General features: G+C 63.1%; 14 protein-coding genes and 1 pseudogene. 5 read left to right on the plus strand and 10 right to left on the minus strand.

Annotated elements, in window-relative coordinates; all coding sequences use genetic code 11:
* Positions 1-115 precede the first annotated feature (115 nt).
* Positions 116-1,489, plus strand: a complete 1,374-nt coding sequence (gene gltX, locus X738_RS66665; protein WP_023801111.1) for a glutamate--tRNA ligase — start codon at positions 116-118, stop codon at positions 1,487-1,489.
* On the opposite strand, the gene X738_RS66670 is transcribed toward gltX, so the two are convergent.
* The 6 genes and pseudogenes from X738_RS66670 to X738_RS66695 all read right to left on the minus strand — a co-directional run bounded on the left by X738_RS66670 (position 1,407) and on the right by X738_RS66695 (position 7,592).
* Entirely contained in the window at positions 1,407-2,561 is a 1,155-nt protein-coding gene (locus tag X738_RS66670) for a DUF2865 domain-containing protein (protein ID WP_023801112.1), read from the minus strand. The genes gltX and X738_RS66670 overlap by 83 nt on opposite strands.
* 395 nt (positions 2,562-2,956) lie before the next feature.
* Entirely contained in the window at positions 2,957-5,299 is a 2,343-nt protein-coding gene (locus X738_RS66675; RefSeq protein ID WP_023801113.1) for an NADP-dependent malic enzyme, read from the minus strand.
* Between the two features lie 366 nt (positions 5,300-5,665).
* Positions 5,666-6,040, minus strand: coding sequence for a type II toxin-antitoxin system VapC family toxin (locus X738_RS66680; protein ID WP_023801114.1), 375 nt, complete (start codon positions 6,038-6,040; stop codon positions 5,666-5,668).
* Positions 6,040-6,258 carry an AbrB/MazE/SpoVT family DNA-binding domain-containing protein gene (locus X738_RS66685; protein ID WP_268929459.1) on the minus strand — a complete coding sequence of 73 codons (219 nt, stop codon included), beginning with the start codon at positions 6,256-6,258 and terminating at the stop codon, positions 6,040-6,042. The genes X738_RS66680 and X738_RS66685 overlap by 1 nt, the downstream gene beginning before the upstream one ends.
* Positions 6,259-6,331: 73 nt before the next feature.
* A pseudogene (locus X738_RS66690) lies at positions 6,332-6,511 on the minus strand (hypothetical protein); the annotation flags it as partial.
* 211 nt (positions 6,512-6,722) lie between these two features.
* Positions 6,723-7,592: a LysR family transcriptional regulator gene (locus tag X738_RS66695; RefSeq protein ID WP_245277742.1), complete on the minus strand. Its 870-nt coding sequence runs from the start codon at positions 7,590-7,592 to the stop codon at positions 6,723-6,725.
* Between the two features lie 111 nt (positions 7,593-7,703).
* Here X738_RS66695 and X738_RS66700 point away from each other — a divergent pair, with 111 nt between their 5' ends.
* Positions 7,704-8,777, plus strand: a complete 1,074-nt coding sequence (locus X738_RS66700; protein WP_023801118.1) for an alpha/beta hydrolase — start codon at positions 7,704-7,706, stop codon at positions 8,775-8,777.
* 194 nt (positions 8,778-8,971) lie between these two features.
* Here the strand turns inward: X738_RS66700 and X738_RS66705 are convergent, their stop codons facing one another.
* Positions 8,972-9,919, minus strand: a complete 948-nt coding sequence (locus X738_RS66705; RefSeq protein ID WP_023801119.1) for a LysR family transcriptional regulator — start codon at positions 9,917-9,919, stop codon at positions 8,972-8,974.
* Between the two features lie 139 nt (positions 9,920-10,058).
* On the opposite strand from X738_RS66705, the gene X738_RS66710 reads away from it, so the two are divergent.
* Positions 10,059-11,027, plus strand: a complete 969-nt coding sequence (locus X738_RS66710) for an MBL fold metallo-hydrolase (protein ID WP_023801120.1) — start codon at positions 10,059-10,061, stop codon at positions 11,025-11,027.
* A 296-nt stretch (positions 11,028-11,323) separates the two neighbouring features.
* On the opposite strand, the gene X738_RS66715 is transcribed toward X738_RS66710, so the two are convergent.
* Positions 11,324-12,229 carry an alpha/beta hydrolase gene (locus X738_RS66715; protein ID WP_031255665.1) on the minus strand — a complete coding sequence of 302 codons (906 nt, stop codon included), beginning with the start codon at positions 12,227-12,229 and terminating at the stop codon, positions 11,324-11,326.
* Between the two features lie 325 nt (positions 12,230-12,554).
* Positions 12,555-12,965, minus strand: a complete 411-nt coding sequence (locus X738_RS66720) for a DUF1761 domain-containing protein (RefSeq protein WP_023801122.1) — start codon at positions 12,963-12,965, stop codon at positions 12,555-12,557.
* A gap of 70 nt (positions 12,966-13,035) precedes the next feature.
* Here X738_RS66720 and X738_RS66725 point away from each other — a divergent pair, with 70 nt between their 5' ends.
* A complete protein-coding gene (locus X738_RS66725; RefSeq protein WP_023801123.1) occupies positions 13,036-13,671 on the plus strand; it encodes a TetR/AcrR family transcriptional regulator in 636 nt (211 codons plus the stop codon).
* A gap of 132 nt (positions 13,672-13,803) precedes the next feature.
* On the opposite strand, the gene X738_RS66730 is transcribed toward X738_RS66725, so the two are convergent.
* Entirely contained in the window at positions 13,804-14,583 is a 780-nt protein-coding gene (locus X738_RS66730; protein WP_023801124.1) for an SDR family oxidoreductase, read from the minus strand.
* A 118-nt stretch (positions 14,584-14,701) separates the two neighbouring features.
* Here X738_RS66730 and X738_RS66735 point away from each other — a divergent pair, with 118 nt between their 5' ends.
* A complete protein-coding gene (locus tag X738_RS66735) occupies positions 14,702-15,532 on the plus strand; it encodes a UDP-2,3-diacylglucosamine diphosphatase (RefSeq protein ID WP_023801125.1) in 831 nt (276 codons plus the stop codon).
* Positions 15,533-15,565: the final 33 nt, after the last annotated feature.

Raw genomic sequence — 15,565 nt, forward strand, 5'->3', positions numbered from 1 at the left:
ATGCGCTAAACGCGCGGCGCTGCCGCCTTTTCATCGCCTTCGTCATGTCTTATGTCTGCGGCCAAGCGCGGGGGCGTGTCTTGTCAACAGCAAAACCATCCGGTACGCCCCATTCATGACAGTTACCGTCCGTTTCGCCCCATCACCCACCGGCCGCATTCATATCGGCAATGCGCGCACTGCGCTGTTCAACTGGCTGTTCGCCATGAACAACAAGGGCCGCTTCATCCAGCGCTTCGACGACACCGACGTCGCACGCTCGACGCAGGAATTCTCCGACGCCATCCTCTACGACCTGCATTGGCTTGGCATCTTTCCCGACGCCACGGAATACCAGTCACGGCGCTTCGAGATCTACGATGCGGCGGTGGAGAAATTAAAGGCGGCGCGCCTTCTCTATGCCTGCTACGAAACACCGGAAGAGCTTGATCTCAGGCGCAAGGTGCGCCGCACACGCGGCCTGCCGCCGGTCTACGGCCGCGAGGCGCTGACGCTGACGGCCGAGCAGGTCGCCGAATACCAAGCCGATGGCCGCCGGCCGCATTGGCGCTTTCTGCTGCCCAATTTCACCAGCGATCCGCTGCAGCCGGAGCGCACTGAAATCCACTGGAACGATCTGGTGCGCGGCGAGGAAACCGTCGACCTAGCCTCGCTTTCCGACCCGGTTCTCATGCGCGAGGACGGCACCTATCTCTATACTCTGCCTTCGGTGGTCGACGACATCGAGATGGGGATCAGCCATGTCATCCGCGGCGACGACCACGTCACCAATACCGGCGTGCAGTTGGCCTTGTTCCAGGCGCTGGGTGCCGAGCCGCCGGTGTTCGGCCACCACAATCTGTTGACCACCGCATCGGGCGAGGGCCTGTCGAAGCGGAGCGGCGGGCTGTCCATCGAAAGCCTGCGCGAGACCGGCATCGAGCCGATGGCGGTCGCCTCGCTGGCGGTGCTCGTCGGCACCTCGGAAAACGTCGCCGCCGTGCAGACGATGGCTGAGCTTGCCGAGCGATTCGATCCGGCGGCGACATCGAAATCCCCGGCCAAATTCGATCCGGACGAGCTTTTCGTGCTCAATCGCACGCTGCTGCACCATATGCCGTTTTCCGAGGCGCGCGACCGGCTGATCGTGCTCGGCATTTCCGGCGAACAGGCGGAGCCGTTCTGGCTGGCGGTGCGCGGCAATCTCGACAGGTTGGCCGACGCCGCAATCTGGTGGCGCACACTTCGCGACGGCCCGCAGGAGCAGCCGGACTTTTCCGACCCCGACCGCGAGTTCCTTCGCCAGGCGTTCGACCTTTTGCCGGAAGACCCCTGGAACGGGTCGGTCTGGAACGAGTGGACCGGCAGGATCAGGGAAGCAACCGGCCGCAAGGGCAAAGCGCTGTTCACGCCGCTCAGGCTGGCGCTTACGGGCCAGCCCTCGGGACCCGAGCTTGCAGATCTGTTGCCGCTGCTGGGTCGGGAAGGAACGTTGGCCCGACGACCCTGACCTTGCGCTGTTCCGGCGGCGGCAAGGTCGTCGGCGAGGGTTTTGCGGCACGGGGCTCGATGGCTTCGAGCCGGCCTTCGCCATTGGCCAAACTCGCGGGGTCGGCGGGGTCAGGCTGTTCCGGGCCTGGCGGGTTGCCGGCAATGATCTCGAAATTTCGCGCGGCGTTGCAGCCGCAGGCCGGCGGACGCGCGGGCTGCTTGTAGAGATAGGCGGTCGGCAGCTCGCTGTAGGGCCTGCCGGTTACCGAAGACGTCATGCCGCCCGAGTCGTCGCCAAAGCCGCGCGCATAAAACACCTGCATCTCGGTGCCGGGGCAACTCGAATCGCAGTTCTTCTGGTCGCGCTCGAAATCGCCCAGCGAGGCGGCGTTCGACATCGGGAAGAAATAGCCGTCGCAGGTGCGCACGCACATGGTGCGGAATTCGCCGTGCGGCTGGCCCATGTCGTCGCCATTATCGAGCATAGTGCGGATGTCGCGCGGACCCATGGCTTGATCGGGCTCTTCAGGCCGGTCGGACGCGCCGGGTCCAATTGCGTCGCTGCCCAAAAGCTGGTCGAGCAAGTTTTTCTCGCCGGTTCCACGGCTGGCGTCGCGGCCCGGTGCCGGCTTTGGCGGCGCCGCATCATCGCGGCAGCCATTGGCGTCGAGCGAAGCCAATATGCGTGCGCGATTGCGGTGCGAGCCGTCGCCGGCGAGTTCAGCGCGCGTGGCTTGCAAGCCGTCGAGATTGGCTGCCATGCGATCGATGGTGGCGTCGAGTGTGGCGCATGCGTTGGCGTTGCGGCGCGACAGCGAAAAGCCGCAGCCGGCGCGGCTGGATTGGCTGACGGCCTTTGAAATCTGCTGGCGCTGCCGCACGATTGCATCGTCATATTTCCTGAGCAGGGCTGGCTTGGTGCCGCCACCGCGCGAAGCGGCCGCGAGATCGGCTTCCAGCTGCCGGCAAACACCGGAGGCGGCCTGCAGTTCGGTGGCGGCAAAGGCTGATAGCGCCAGGGCACCGAGCAGCGCTGCGGCACGCGTCAGTTTTAGCGGTTTCTCGCCCCGGGCGTTGGTGCTGCCCCTCACCTGCCTGCCGGCATCCTCTCCCCGTATAGGGACGGGGAGAGGGGACNGGGCGTTGGTGCTGCCCCTCACCTGCCTGCCGGCATCCTCTCCCCGTATAGGGACGGGGAGAGGGGCGCTTTTGTCACCGGTTTCGCCAATCACCAGCGTCGCAGTAAGGGAGCCGAGACTGCGGCCAGCCCCCTTCTCCCCGTTACCATACGGGGAGAAGTACCCGGTCCACCCTCCGCAGCTGCAGCGCAGCTGCTGCGGAGGACGGGCAGGGCGATGAGGGGCGGCGCCGCCTTTGACAGTTGATGCGGCGGCATGCGTCAGCTTCCACCTCGCGCCCATCCGGAACTCCGCTTGCCTCGTCGGTTGCGAAGGTTACCGCGTCTGCGGTTAACTGTTCATTTATCTTACCTCGAAAGGCCGGCTTCGCCCAGAGTTACGACCGCCTGCGCCTTGTGGGCCGCTTCGACCACCGCGAGCGCCGTCATGTTGACGACGCCGCGTGACGTCACCGACGGCGTCAATATATGCGCCGGCCTGTCGGTGCCGAGCAGGATCGGGCCGACATGCAGCGCGTCCATCATCGCGCGCAGCGCAGTGAGCGTGATGTTGGCCGAATCGAGATTGGGGAAGACCAGCAGATTGGCTTCGCCCTTCAGCCGCGAATGCGGATAGACCCGCTGGCGCAGCGGCTCCGACAGAGCCGAGTCGGCATGCATCTCGCCGTCGCATTGCAGGTCCGGCGCGATGCGCGCCAGGATCGCCGCTGCCTGCCGCATCTTGAGCGCGCTTGGCGAATCGCGCGAGCCGAAATCCGAATGCGACAGCAGGGCGGCCTTTGGCTCGATGCCGAAGCGCTGGATTTCCTCGGCCGCCAGCACCGTCATCTCGGCGATCTCCTCGGCGGTCGGATCGACGGTGACATGGGTGTCGGTGAGGAAAATGATGCCGCGCTGCGAGATCAGCATCGAAAGCGTCGACAGGTCGTGATCCTTGATGCCGGCGCGCGGGCCGATGATCAGGGTGACATTGCGCAAATGCCGCTCGAACCGTCCTTCCAGGCCGCAGACCATGGCGTCGGCGTCGCCACGCTTGAGGGCAAGTGCGGCGATCACCGTGTTGTCGGTGCGCACCATGGTGCGCGCGGCCTCCGTCGTCACGCCACGCCGGCCGGCGAGCTCGATCAAAAGGTCGACATAGTGGCGATAACGCGGATCGTCCTCGGGATTGATCAGGCCGAAATCGACGCCCGGCTTGATGCGCAGCCCGTAGCGTTTCAGCCTGACTTCGATGACATGCGGACGGCCGATCAGGATCGGCTCGGCGATGCCTTCCTCCAGCACTACCTGGGCGGCGCGCAGCACGCGCTCGTCCTCGCCGTCGGCATAGATGACGCGCTTGGCGCTCGACGTCTTGGCCATCGTGAACACCGGCTTCATGACCAGGCCGGAGCGGAAGACGAAGCGGTTGAGCGTGTCGATATAGGCGGCAAAATCGGTGATCGGCCGTGTCGCGACGCCGGTGTCGCAGGCTGCCCTGGCCACCGCCGGCGCGATGCGCAGGATCAGCCTGGGATCGAACGGCGAGGGGATCAGGAAATCGGGCCCGAAGATCGGCGTTTCGCCGGAATAGGCGCGGGCGGCGACGTCAGACGGTTCCTCGCGGGCCAGGGCTGCGATCGCCCGCACCGCAGCCATCTTCATCTCTTCGTTGATGGCGCTGGCGCCGCAGTCCAGGGCGCCACGGAAAATGTAAGGAAAGCAGAGTACGTTGTTGACCTGGTTGGGAAAATCGGAACGGCCAGTGCAGATCATCGCGTCGGGTCGCGCCGCCCGCGCCGCTTCCGGCATGATCTCGGGGTTGGGGTTGGCCAAGGCCAGGATCAGTGGTTTTGGCGCCATGTGCTGGAGCAATTCCGGTTTCAGCACGCCGGCGGCCGAAAGGCCCAGGAACACGTCGGCGCCCGGCAGCACATCGGCCAGCGTGCGCGCCTCGGTGTCCTTCACATAGGGGTCCTTCCAGCGGTCCATTTCGTCGACGCGGCCCTTGTAGGCGATGCCGAAACGGTCGGTGACCCAGATGTTTTCGATGCGCGCGCCGAGCAAAACCAGCAAGTTGAGGCAGGCGAGGGCCGCTGCCCCGGCGCCGGAGGTGACGATCTTGATGTCGGAGATCGTCTTGCCGGCAAATTCCAGCCCGTTGAGCACGGCGGCGGCGACGATGATCGCAGTGCCGTGCTGATCGTCGTGGAAGACCGGTATGGCCATGCGGGCCTTCAGCCGTTCCTCGACCTCAAAACATTCGGGCGCCTTGATGTCCTCGAGGTTGATGCCGCCGAAGGTCGGCTCCAGCGCCGAGATCGTCTCGACCATCCGCTCGATGTCAGGCGCGTCGATCTCGATGTCGAAGACGTCGATGCCGGCGAATTTCTTGAACAGCACCGCCTTGCCTTCCATCACCGGCTTGGAGGCCAGCGGGCCGATATTGCCCAAGCCGAGCACCGCCGTACCGTTGGAGACGACACCAACCAGATTGGCGCGCGCCGTGTAGTCGGCGGCGGCTGCCGGATTGTCGCGGATTTCCAGACAGGGCGCCGCGACGCCCGGCGAATAGGCAAGCGCCAGATCGCGCTGGTTGCCGAGCGGTTTTGTTGCCTGGATTTCAAGCTTTCCAGGGCGTGGATGCTTGTGGAAATAGAGTGCGGCTTCGTCGAGGTCCGACCGGGCTGCTTTTTTGTTTTCGCCTTGCATGCCGGCCGCTCCTCAGTCCAGTCCGTTTGCTGTTTTGAGTCTCTTAGCATGCAGCCGAGGCTTTTCGAGAGGTGATATGTCGCAAAGTGCGGCCTTTGGCTTCGCATAGCGTCCCGCTGCGTGGTCCCATCGAAATGCTGGACGCGGGGCGGCGCGCTGCGGCGAGCTACGCCGACATCCCAGTTTGAATGTCTGCAACGGGTGGAAAACGACCTTCACGCGCGAGCCGCATCGAATACGAGCGCGCTTCTGTTCGCTTGGGCGGAGGAGAAAATTCTACGTCTTGACCGACGTGCCGAGTTTTCACACGCCCTCGGTCGTGAACTGCCGGAGCCGACATCACCCCGCGGCCCAACAATGTCAGCGCTAAATCTTTTCGATGAGGGTGACGACTGGCAGGCTCTCGAAATGCTTGTCGCAAGTCAGGAGCGTCGCGTCATGCGCCCGAGCGGTCGCGAAAATGATCGCATCTGCGGTCGCCAATTTGTGCTTCCGGCAGGCTTCGGCGGCCGCTAGGGCGATTTCCGTGTCAAGCGGGACCACCGTACAGACCTGCGTAAAGGCGATGGTCTGATCGGCTTTGTCTTCGCCTACTTCGCGAGTGAGCCATTTTGCGAGTTCCAACTGCACAATGGTCGGAACGAGCCAGTCGGCTCGCTCGGGCAGATGCTCTGCCACCTGCTCTCCAGTCGGAGAGCCTATCAGCCATTCGATCCAAGCCGAGGTATCGACGAGCACCATCAGAAACGGTCCGACCGGTCGCGATATTCCGTCGCCGAAGCGCCCTTCGCCAGCCCCTTCAGCGCTTCCCGCTTCGGCACAGGGACGAGTAGCACGCCCGTTCCCTTCGGGATGAAGGCCAAGGTCAAACCCGCTTCCCAATGCTGGGCGGTCCGGATCGCCTTGGGGATCGATATCTGGAACTTCGAGGACAGGGTTGCAGTCTCGGGCATTATCATACCCTCACTTGATCGATGCGCCAAACGTAAGACGCAATGAGGGCCAATGCAAGGAGCTTACGGCAGCCGTCTAGTCTCGGATTTCGAGACAGGGCACCGCCACGCCCGGCGAATAGGCAAGCGCCAGGTCGCGCTGGTTGCCGAGCGGCTTTGTCGCCTGGATTTCAAGCTTTCCAGGGTGTGGGTGCTTGTGGAAATAGAGGGCGGCTTCGTCGAGGTCCGACCGGGCTGCTTTTTTGTTTTCGCCTTGCATACGGGCCTCCCTGCGATCCTGCCTTAAGTACTTTTAGCGTGCAGCGCTGGTTTTTCACGATGCCAAATGACGCAACCGCCAATTAGAGGGAAGGATCGTGGAAAACCATACCATGTCAGATTGTTGCGCTGAAATCCTCACCTGCCTTGTCGCGGCCGGCGCGGATGTCATCGAGCGCGTCGCGCCGCCGGGCGTGTCCAGTCGCGGGCGGTCAACTCACGTCTGAACGAGCCTCAAGCAGTTTCCAGACGCTATCGACAATCGCCGGCCGTGGCCGCCGTTTCGCGATCACGGCAAGTGGCCAGGCGGGCAGCGATACGTCTGCGATCGCTGCATAGCGGACGCCCTGAAACACAAGGCGCTGGGTCGATCGTGGCAGCAGCGCCGCTCCAAAGCCGGCGGCTACGAGCGAGAGCATGGTCAGTGCCCGCGCTGCCTCCTGGACGATCCGCACCTCGAGACCAGCCTTGGTGAACGTGTCCATGATGTGGGCGTGGAGTGCCGGGCCTTGTGCAGCCGGAAACATGATGAGGCCGTGGCGGGCGATGTCCGTCAGCGTCACCCCGTGCGTGTGCCGGTCATCAGGCAGAACCGCGATAAGATCCTCAGCAGGATAGCCATGGACGTCGAGACGTTCGTCAGTACCGAGCGGTGGATGCACGAAACCGATGTCGATCTCATTCCGCGACAGCGCCGCAATCTGCTCATTGGTGGACACCTCGATGAGCTTTGGATGGATGTCCGGATATGTCTCGCGAAGCCGGGATAGGAGATGCGGCAGATGTTCGTACAGAGCCGCCGACACGAAGCCGATCCTGATCTCGCCAGCTTCGCCGTCATGCGCTGCGCGGGCGACGTGAAGCGCCGCATCGGCGTGCAGTACCGATGCCCGCGCCTCCTCCACGAAGGCCGCGCCGGCGCGCGTCAAGGTCAGGCGGCGGTTGGCCCGCTCGAACAGTTTGACGCCGAGTTCTTTCTCCAGGCGACCGATCGATTGACTAAGCGGAGGCTGCGCCATGGCCAGCCGCAGTGCGGCACGCCCCATATGCAATTCCTCCGCGACGGCGAGGAAATGTCGCAAGTGCCGAAGTTCCATATCTTGACGATATCAAACGCGCTCAAATACGTCATCGATAAGATATCGAATAGCTGGCAATCTTTGCGAAACGCGATTGCGATCGGAGATATCATCATGTCCCATTTCACCGCCTTTCCCCTTGTGCTCGCCGCAGCCATCATGGCTGCGGCTCCAGTCCCGGCAGGCGAGCCGGATCTCGTCAGGGCCGACAGGTTCGTCGAACTACCGACGGGCGAGCGCCTCTTCGTCCGGGAGGTGCGCCGTCTTGGCGCAGCGTCCGAACCCAAGTCCGCCGTCCTCCTCATCCATGGCGCATGCGTGCCCGGCGTCGCGTCCTTCGATCTGCCGGTTGCGGGCGGATCGATTGCCGCCGACCTCGCGGCGGGCGGGCACCTTGTCTATGTCCTGGATCTTCGCGGCTACGGCGCATCGAGCCGTCCTGTGGCCATGGACAGGCCGCCGGACAAGTCCGCTCCCCTGATGCGCACCGAAGACGTCGTGGCGGATATTTCCGCAGCGGTCGACGGCGTCGCGAAATGGAGCGACGTTTCGAGGATCAGCCTCGTCGGCTGGGCCACCGGCGGGCATTGGGCCGGCGCCTATGCCAGCCGGTTTCCGCAGACGGTTGATCGGCTCATCCTCTACAACACCCTGTATGGAGGCTCAGACCAGCATCCCACTCTTGGCACCGGCTCGCTGCTCGAAAATCCGGATCGGCCTGGGACGTTCAATGTCCATGCGTTCGGCGGTTATCGGCTGAATACACGTCCGAGCCTGTTCACCGCCTGGGACGACAGCATCCCGGTCGCGGACAAGGCTCAGTGGCGCGATCCCGCGGTGGCCGCGGCCTATGGTGATGCGGCACTCGCCTCCGACGAGACGGCGTCGACGCGCCAGCCGCCGAGTTTCCGGTCACCGAGCGGCGCCATGGCCGACAGCTTCGAACTCGCGTTCGATCGCCGGCAATGGTCGGCGGCGGCGCTCACCATGCCGGTGCCCGTCATCCGTTCCGGACGGGATTTCTGGAGCCGACCGGAGGATGCGAAGGCAATTGTGGACGAAGCACCAAAAGCGGAACGCCTGAACATCCCGGACGCTACCCACTTCGTGCATCTCGACCGCGAGGCCGCAGGGCGCGGTGTGTTCCTCGGCGCCGTGAAGCGGTTTCTCGATCGGCAGGAGGAATGACCATGAAGGGCAGTTCATGTGTCCTGCGGGAGCAGCAGCCGCAACGGTGTCAGGTCGACCGCCTCCAGGCTTTGCGGCTACCGTCCACCCGACAGCTACTCACTGCGCGGTTGCGGGACTACGCCTACCTCCGCCGCGCCACATCTCGACTCCCCCGGTCTCCGCCATTTCCCTGCGCGTACAAACGTCAGACTTCACTGGGCCGGCGCCGTTTCCTTGGATGTACATGCTTTTTTGTCATCGATGAACGCACCGATCGCGGCGAGGTGGTCGGCGAAGCCGGCAACGAACCGCCTAACCTTCAACGGAATGAAGCGGTTCGATGGATAGACCGCATGCACATGGTGCGGCGCATAGTGCCAGTCCGGCAGCACATGTTCGAGCAAGCCTTCGGCGATGAGCGGATCGAGTATCACCCTGTGCCCGAGGCCGATGCCGACGCCGGACAGCAACGCCTGATGATTGAGCAGCGAATTGTCGGAGCGCATGGCCGGCCGGATTCGCACCTCGGCCTTTTCGCCGCCCGGGCCGGTGAGCGGCACGACATCGCGCTTCCTGATGTGGGCGTAAAGCAGATAATCATGGTCGGCGAGATCTTCCGGGCGTCGCGGCCGGCCCCTGCGGTCGAGATACTCTGGCGTCGCCGCAAGGCAGCGCCCGATCACGCCGAGCTTGCGCACGATCAGCCGGTCGTCATCGATGGTCCCCATACGGATCGCCACGTCGAGCCCCTCTGCGATCACATCGACGAAACTGTCGGTCAGCGCCACGTCGAGCAACAGTTCCGGATAGGCGCGCTTGAACTCGATCAGGTAGCTGCCAAGCACACCTGCGCCGAAGCTGGCCGGCGCGCCGACGGCAAGACGTCCGCACATCTTCGATTCGAGGCAGCCGACGCTGCGGTCCGCCTCCTCGAGGCGCTCGATGATGTCGCGGGCGCGCTCCAGATAACGCCGGCCGGCTTCCGTCGGCGAAACATGGCGAGTCGTACGGTCAAAGAGCCGGACCCCTAGACGCTTTTCCAGTGCGCGGATCTGCTGGCTGACGGCCGGCTGGCTCAAGCCCAACTCGCGCGCTGCCGCCGAGAAGCTGGCGGTATCGCAGGCGCGTACGAAGCTGGTCAGCTCGGTCAAGCGGTCCATGATGGCAACTCTCCGTCGTGATTAATAAACAAGAGTAATAAGACATATAAGGAATCGGCAAGTTCAAAAAGCTGAGCCTATGACATAGACCCGCCTTGCTCCGCCTGGAGCTCTAGATCCCCAAACTGGAGACGATGCAATGCCGCTTTCCCGCCGTCATTTTCTCGCCGGTGCCGGCCTAACCGGCGGTACTCTCCTAGCCAATGTATCCGTTCCGGCGGTGGCCCGAGCGCCGCTGGTCGACGCCGCAACGCTTGGCGCGCTGCGCCGCAACGTGGGATCGGTCCAGGTTACGGCGCTACTAGATGGCTATATCGACATTGGTTCCGAGCTGGTCATCGGGCTCGCTGAGGCCGATGCGGAGCGGCTGGCTGAGGCCAGCTTCCAGCAGCCCGGACCGCGCCGCGCACCGGTCAATGCCTATCTCATCAATCTGGGCGACCGTCTGGTGCTCGTCGACGCCGGTACGTCGGACAGCATGGGCCCGTCACTCGGCCGACTCCCGGCCGCTATCGAGGCGGCCGGCGTCTCTCCGGACCAGATCGATACATTGCTGATTACCCACATGCATCCCGACCATATCAACGGCGTGCTGACTACCGCCGGCCAGGCGCTGTTTCCCAATGCCGAACTCGTCGTCACCGCCACCGACTACGCCTTCTGGCACGACGATGCGAACATGAACCAGGCGCCGGACGAAGCGAAGCCGTTCTTCATCGGGGCACGCAAGGCTGCCGCCGCTTATGCGGATCGCCTGCGGCAAGTGGACGGCGAGCGCGAGGCGCTCGGCTCGATCCGCACCGTGCCGCTGCCCGGCCACACTCCGGGCCATGCCGGCTTCATCGTGGAATCGGACGGTGAGGCGCTGTTCATCTGGGGCGATGTCGTGCACAGGGCGACCTACCAGTTCGCGCGCCCGGATTGGAGCATCGCCTTCGATGTCGATTCCAAGCTGGCTGCCGAAACGCGCAAGCGGACCCTCGACCGGGTCGCTGCCGACCGGATGCTGATCGCCGGCATGCATTTGCCGTTCCCCGGCATCGGCCATGTGGCGCGCGATGGCGACGCCTATCGCTTCGTGCCGGACGAATGGCCCTATGCACTGTAGCGGCGGCCGGCGCGGGAAGGGGCCATCATAGCCCCGCTGCTCAACACCACACCCGCCCCCTCGCCAGCGCAGCCGATGTCTTTGAGACTTCGGACGATAAATCGGCTCCTTATGGTCTGGCACGGCACCTGCAACGCCTGCGTTCAGAGCCGTCACTTCCTGACAAGAACGGCCGAGATGGTAGAGGCCGCCATCGCCCAGTTTGATGTCTGCAACGGGTGCAGCCTGCGGAATGCTGTCATTCGTCTCGTCGATTGGGAACGAGAAAGTGGCGCCAGCAGATGCCTCACCCAGGGTTATAAATATTCGCGGACAAACGCGCCCGCGCTGTGAAGAGTGCGGCGACCGGCACTCAATCCTGCATTCCAAACCGGCCAGGCGTGAATCATATGCGGCCAAATTTCGAGACGTACTTTGACGTCAGCCGCGCCAGCGGCTTGCGCGAGCCGAGTTGCGTCCGACAACAGCGTCTCGGCCGAACCGACCTGTATCAGCATTGGGGGAAATCCGCTCAGATCGGCAAACAATGGCGAGATCAGGGGATCGCGCCGACCAACGCCATGGGGAACATAGGCGGTGGCCAGTTCCTCCAAATACGCCCGGTGGATGATAGGGTCGATTGCGTCCTTAGTTGATAGTGTCGCGCCGGCCATCGAGAGGTCCGTCCAGGGCGAAACCAGCCAAAGACATCGCGGCAACCGCTCCCCTGCCGCGCACAATATATTGACCAGGCACAGGGTGAGGTTGCCGCCCGCACTGTCGCCGCCAACCACGATGCGATCCGGCGCGATCCCTTGCCGCCCCAGAAAGCGCCATGCGGTGAGTGCGTCTTCATGTTGCGCAGGGAAAGGATGTTCCGGTGCGCGTCGATAGTCGATCGCGAGGGTGCGCATTCCCATTGCTCGACCTGCCTCGGTCACCATTCGACGATGACTTTTGAGCGAGCCGGAGCAGTAGCCACCACCATGGAAGAAGAGCAGAACCTTATCGCTGTCACTCTCAGGCGCTAGCGACCACTCTCCCCCAAGGCCGTCGAGAACCGCATCCTCGCATCGGATGTCGTCCGCAATCGGCCAGACCGAACCAACCTCGTCGAGCCGTGCCCGGCGTTCGTCCCAGCCCACCGGTCGTGGCTTTGACGTCAGCAAACTGCGGACGGCGTTGATCTCCGTCAGATCGAGGTGTTCGTCCACATCGCTCATTTTGCTTACCTAGCCTCTCATCAAGCCTAGAAAACCGGCGGACAGCAACAGCCACACGTCATCCATAAAGTGCCAATGCCAGCGCTTGGAATTTTTCGTTAGACTCGCGACACGACCGTAAACCCGCTCGTCACCTTTTAGCACTGCCCCGCACATGGTCGAATGTTCCATCTGATATTTGGCCGCATCGGGTCATGAGCGCTGGTTGCGTTCAAAGTCCGGTTTGGGGAAGGAAAGTCGGCTCCGGAAGGTCGCCTTTGGGTCAACTTGCGCCGCAGTGCGAGCAAATCCGGATGCCTGGAACAGGTCGACAACAGCGCCTTTGTTACCCTAACACGGTCAGGATCACACCCATTGCCACCATGCTGACCAAGCGATAGCCGGCATTGATCGCATAATAGTACAGAGGCCGGTGCTCATAGGTCACCGAATGCAGCAGCGTGACAGCGACGAAGCCGAGCCAGAGCAGGAAAGTGCAGAGGACGGTCGAGACGATTGTCAGCGCGCCCCAGGCGTGAAGTACCTGATCGAGGATAAACGCCATGACCGCAAACGAGGCAAGGTCGACCGCAATCGCCCGCCGCAGGCCGGCGGCGAATTTCGCGCCGTCGACGCCCGACATCTCGGCCCACGGTCGGATAAAGAGCAGCGGCGAATACCAAAGCCCAGCGACAACCCAGGCTGCGAGTACCGCAGTTCCGATCCCCCAGAGGTTTATCGGAACAAACTCGATCATGCTGCTCCTCCTTCCAGCCTACCGATTCAATGATCTGGCGGTATATTGGGTATAGCTTACTATATCCAATATGAATGACAATTCAAAGACCCGCAGGCGCTACGACGCACGGCTGCGGTCGGAGCGCGCTTCCGGCACGCGTCAACGCATTCTCGATGTGGCGAAAGAGCTTTTTACTGCGCGCGGAGTGGAAAAGGTCACGATTAATGACATCTCATCAGCCGCCGGGGTTTCGGCACCGACCGTCTATGCCCTGTTCCAGTCGAAGACCGGCATTCTAAGAGCCGTGGTCGAGCGATCCTTCTTCGGCCTGGGCTATGCGGAGATCGCTAAGCAGGCCGAGAACGCGAGAGACCCCGAGGAGATTCTGCGTATTACTGCCTCGATCTCTCGGGTCATCCTTGATGCGGAACGCGAGGAGATCGGCCTTATGCGCGGCGTCTCGGCCCTGTCTCCCGAGCTGAAGGCGATCGAGACGGAGTTGAAGACCGTCCGCTTCAAGCTCCAGGAAGCGCGTGCCAAGCGTCTCGTCGCATCCGTCGCTGTCGCGCGCCAACTCGGCTTAGCCCGCGTGCGCGACATCCTATGGATGTATACCGGCCGCGACGTATATCGCATGCTCGTGTTGGAGCGGGGTTGGTCTTCGGACGAATATGAAAGCTGGCTCGCCGAGACGCTGATCAAAACGCTGATGGGGCGAGACTAGTCGCACTCTCATCAGAGCGTGGAGGCGGATCAGGGGCGGCCGCAGCAAGCCTCGGGATCCGTCGTGAAAGACGGTCGGAGAAACATCCTTTTTCTCGCCGCTCCCAGCCGCTATCAACCCTGGATTCTGCCACTAAAACGCGCTGACGTAGAGGCCGCCATCCACCGGTATGTTCTGCCCGGTCAGGTAGCCGGCGTGAACCGAGCACAGGAAGGCGCAAATCTGGCCGAATTCCTCCGGCGTGCCGAGCCGCTTGGCCGGAATGTTGACTGCTGCCTGGGTCTTGCGTGCTGCGGCAGCAGCCGGGTCTTCCGGTGTGCCGGCTTCATGCGGGGGGCGCAGCCGGTCGGTGTCGAGCTTGCCCGGCAGCATGTTGTTGATCGTCACATTGCGGTCGATCACCGTCCGCGCGACGCCGGCAAGGAACGAGGTCAGGCCGGCGCGCGCGCCCGACGACAGATCGAGCCCGGGAATGGGAACATAGACCGACAGCGAGGTGATGTTGACGATGCGGCCGAAGCCGCGCTCGGCCATGCCGTCGATGACAGCCTGAACCAGTTCGACCGGGGTCACCATGTTCTGGGTGACGCCTTCGAGGATCTTTTCGCGGTCGAGCTCGCGGAAATCGCGAAGCGGCGGTCCGCCATTGTTGTTGACGAGGATATCGGGATCGGGGCAGGCGGCAAGCAGCGCCTTCTGCACCTCGAGCTTCGACACGTCGCCGACGATCTCGGTCACCTCGATGCCGAATCTTTCGCGCAGTTCGGCGGCGGTCTTCGCCAGTTGGTCGGAGTTGCGCCCGTTGACGACGAGGTCACAGCCGGCTTCGGCGAGCGCCATGGCGCAACCGCGCCCAAGGCCCTTGCTCGAAGCACAGACGATGGCCTTTTTTCCACGAATACCGAGATCCATGCGATTTCTCCTCTGATTTGGGTCGCAACCTACTCTTGGGGCTGGACGAATCGCAACCGTCATACGGTTGTTGCATGAATCGAGGCATAGCCTGTTCGGAAGCAACGGTGAGAATCCAATGCCTGGCGCAGAGCCCCGCACTTTCCGCAGCATGTTCATCTCCGACGTCCATCTCGGATCGAAGGCGGCGAAGGCCGAGTTCCTGATCGATTTCCTGCGCCATCACGACGCCGATATCATCTATCTCGTCGGCGACATCGTCGACGGCTGGCGGCTAAGACGGAACTGGCACTGGCCGCAAAGCCACAATGACGTCGTCCAGAAATTGCTGCGCAAGGCGCGCAAGGGCGCCAGCATCACCTACATCGCCGGCAATCACGACGAATTCGCGCGCCAGTTCCAGGGCGTGCATTTCGGCGGCATCGTCGTCGCCGACCGCGTCGTCCACGAGACCGCCAACGGCAAACGCTTTCTTGTCATCCATGGCGACCAGTTCGACACGGTCGTCCACAATGCGCGCTGGCTGGCCTATCTCGGCGACTACGCCTATGACGCGGCGATGCTGGTCAACCGCGTGGTGACGCGGCTTCGCCAGCTGCTTGGCCTGCCTTACTGGTCGTTTTCGTCCTGGGCCAAGGTCAACGTCAAGAAGGCGGTGAATTTCATCGGCTCGTTCCAGACCATGCTGACCGAGGAAGCGCGCCGCTCGCATGTCGACGGCGTGATCTGCGGCCACATCCACCATGCCGCGATCGAAAACTATGAGGACGTGCAATACATCAACACCGGCGACTGGGTGGAAAGCTGCACCGCGGTGGTCGAGCATTTCGACGGCCAGATGGAGATCCTGCACTGGGCGCACGTCCTGCCGGAGGCTCCGGTCGGCGGCGAAGTGCTGGTGCCGATCGACATCGTCGCCATCAAGGGCAGGGCAGTCCAGGCTGCCTGACGCAATGATGCATTCATGCATGTCGCGCAAAAG

It is taken from the genome of Mesorhizobium sp. L48C026A00, assembly GCF_000502375.1.
Lineage (GTDB): Bacteria > Pseudomonadota > Alphaproteobacteria > Rhizobiales > Rhizobiaceae > Mesorhizobium > Mesorhizobium muleiense.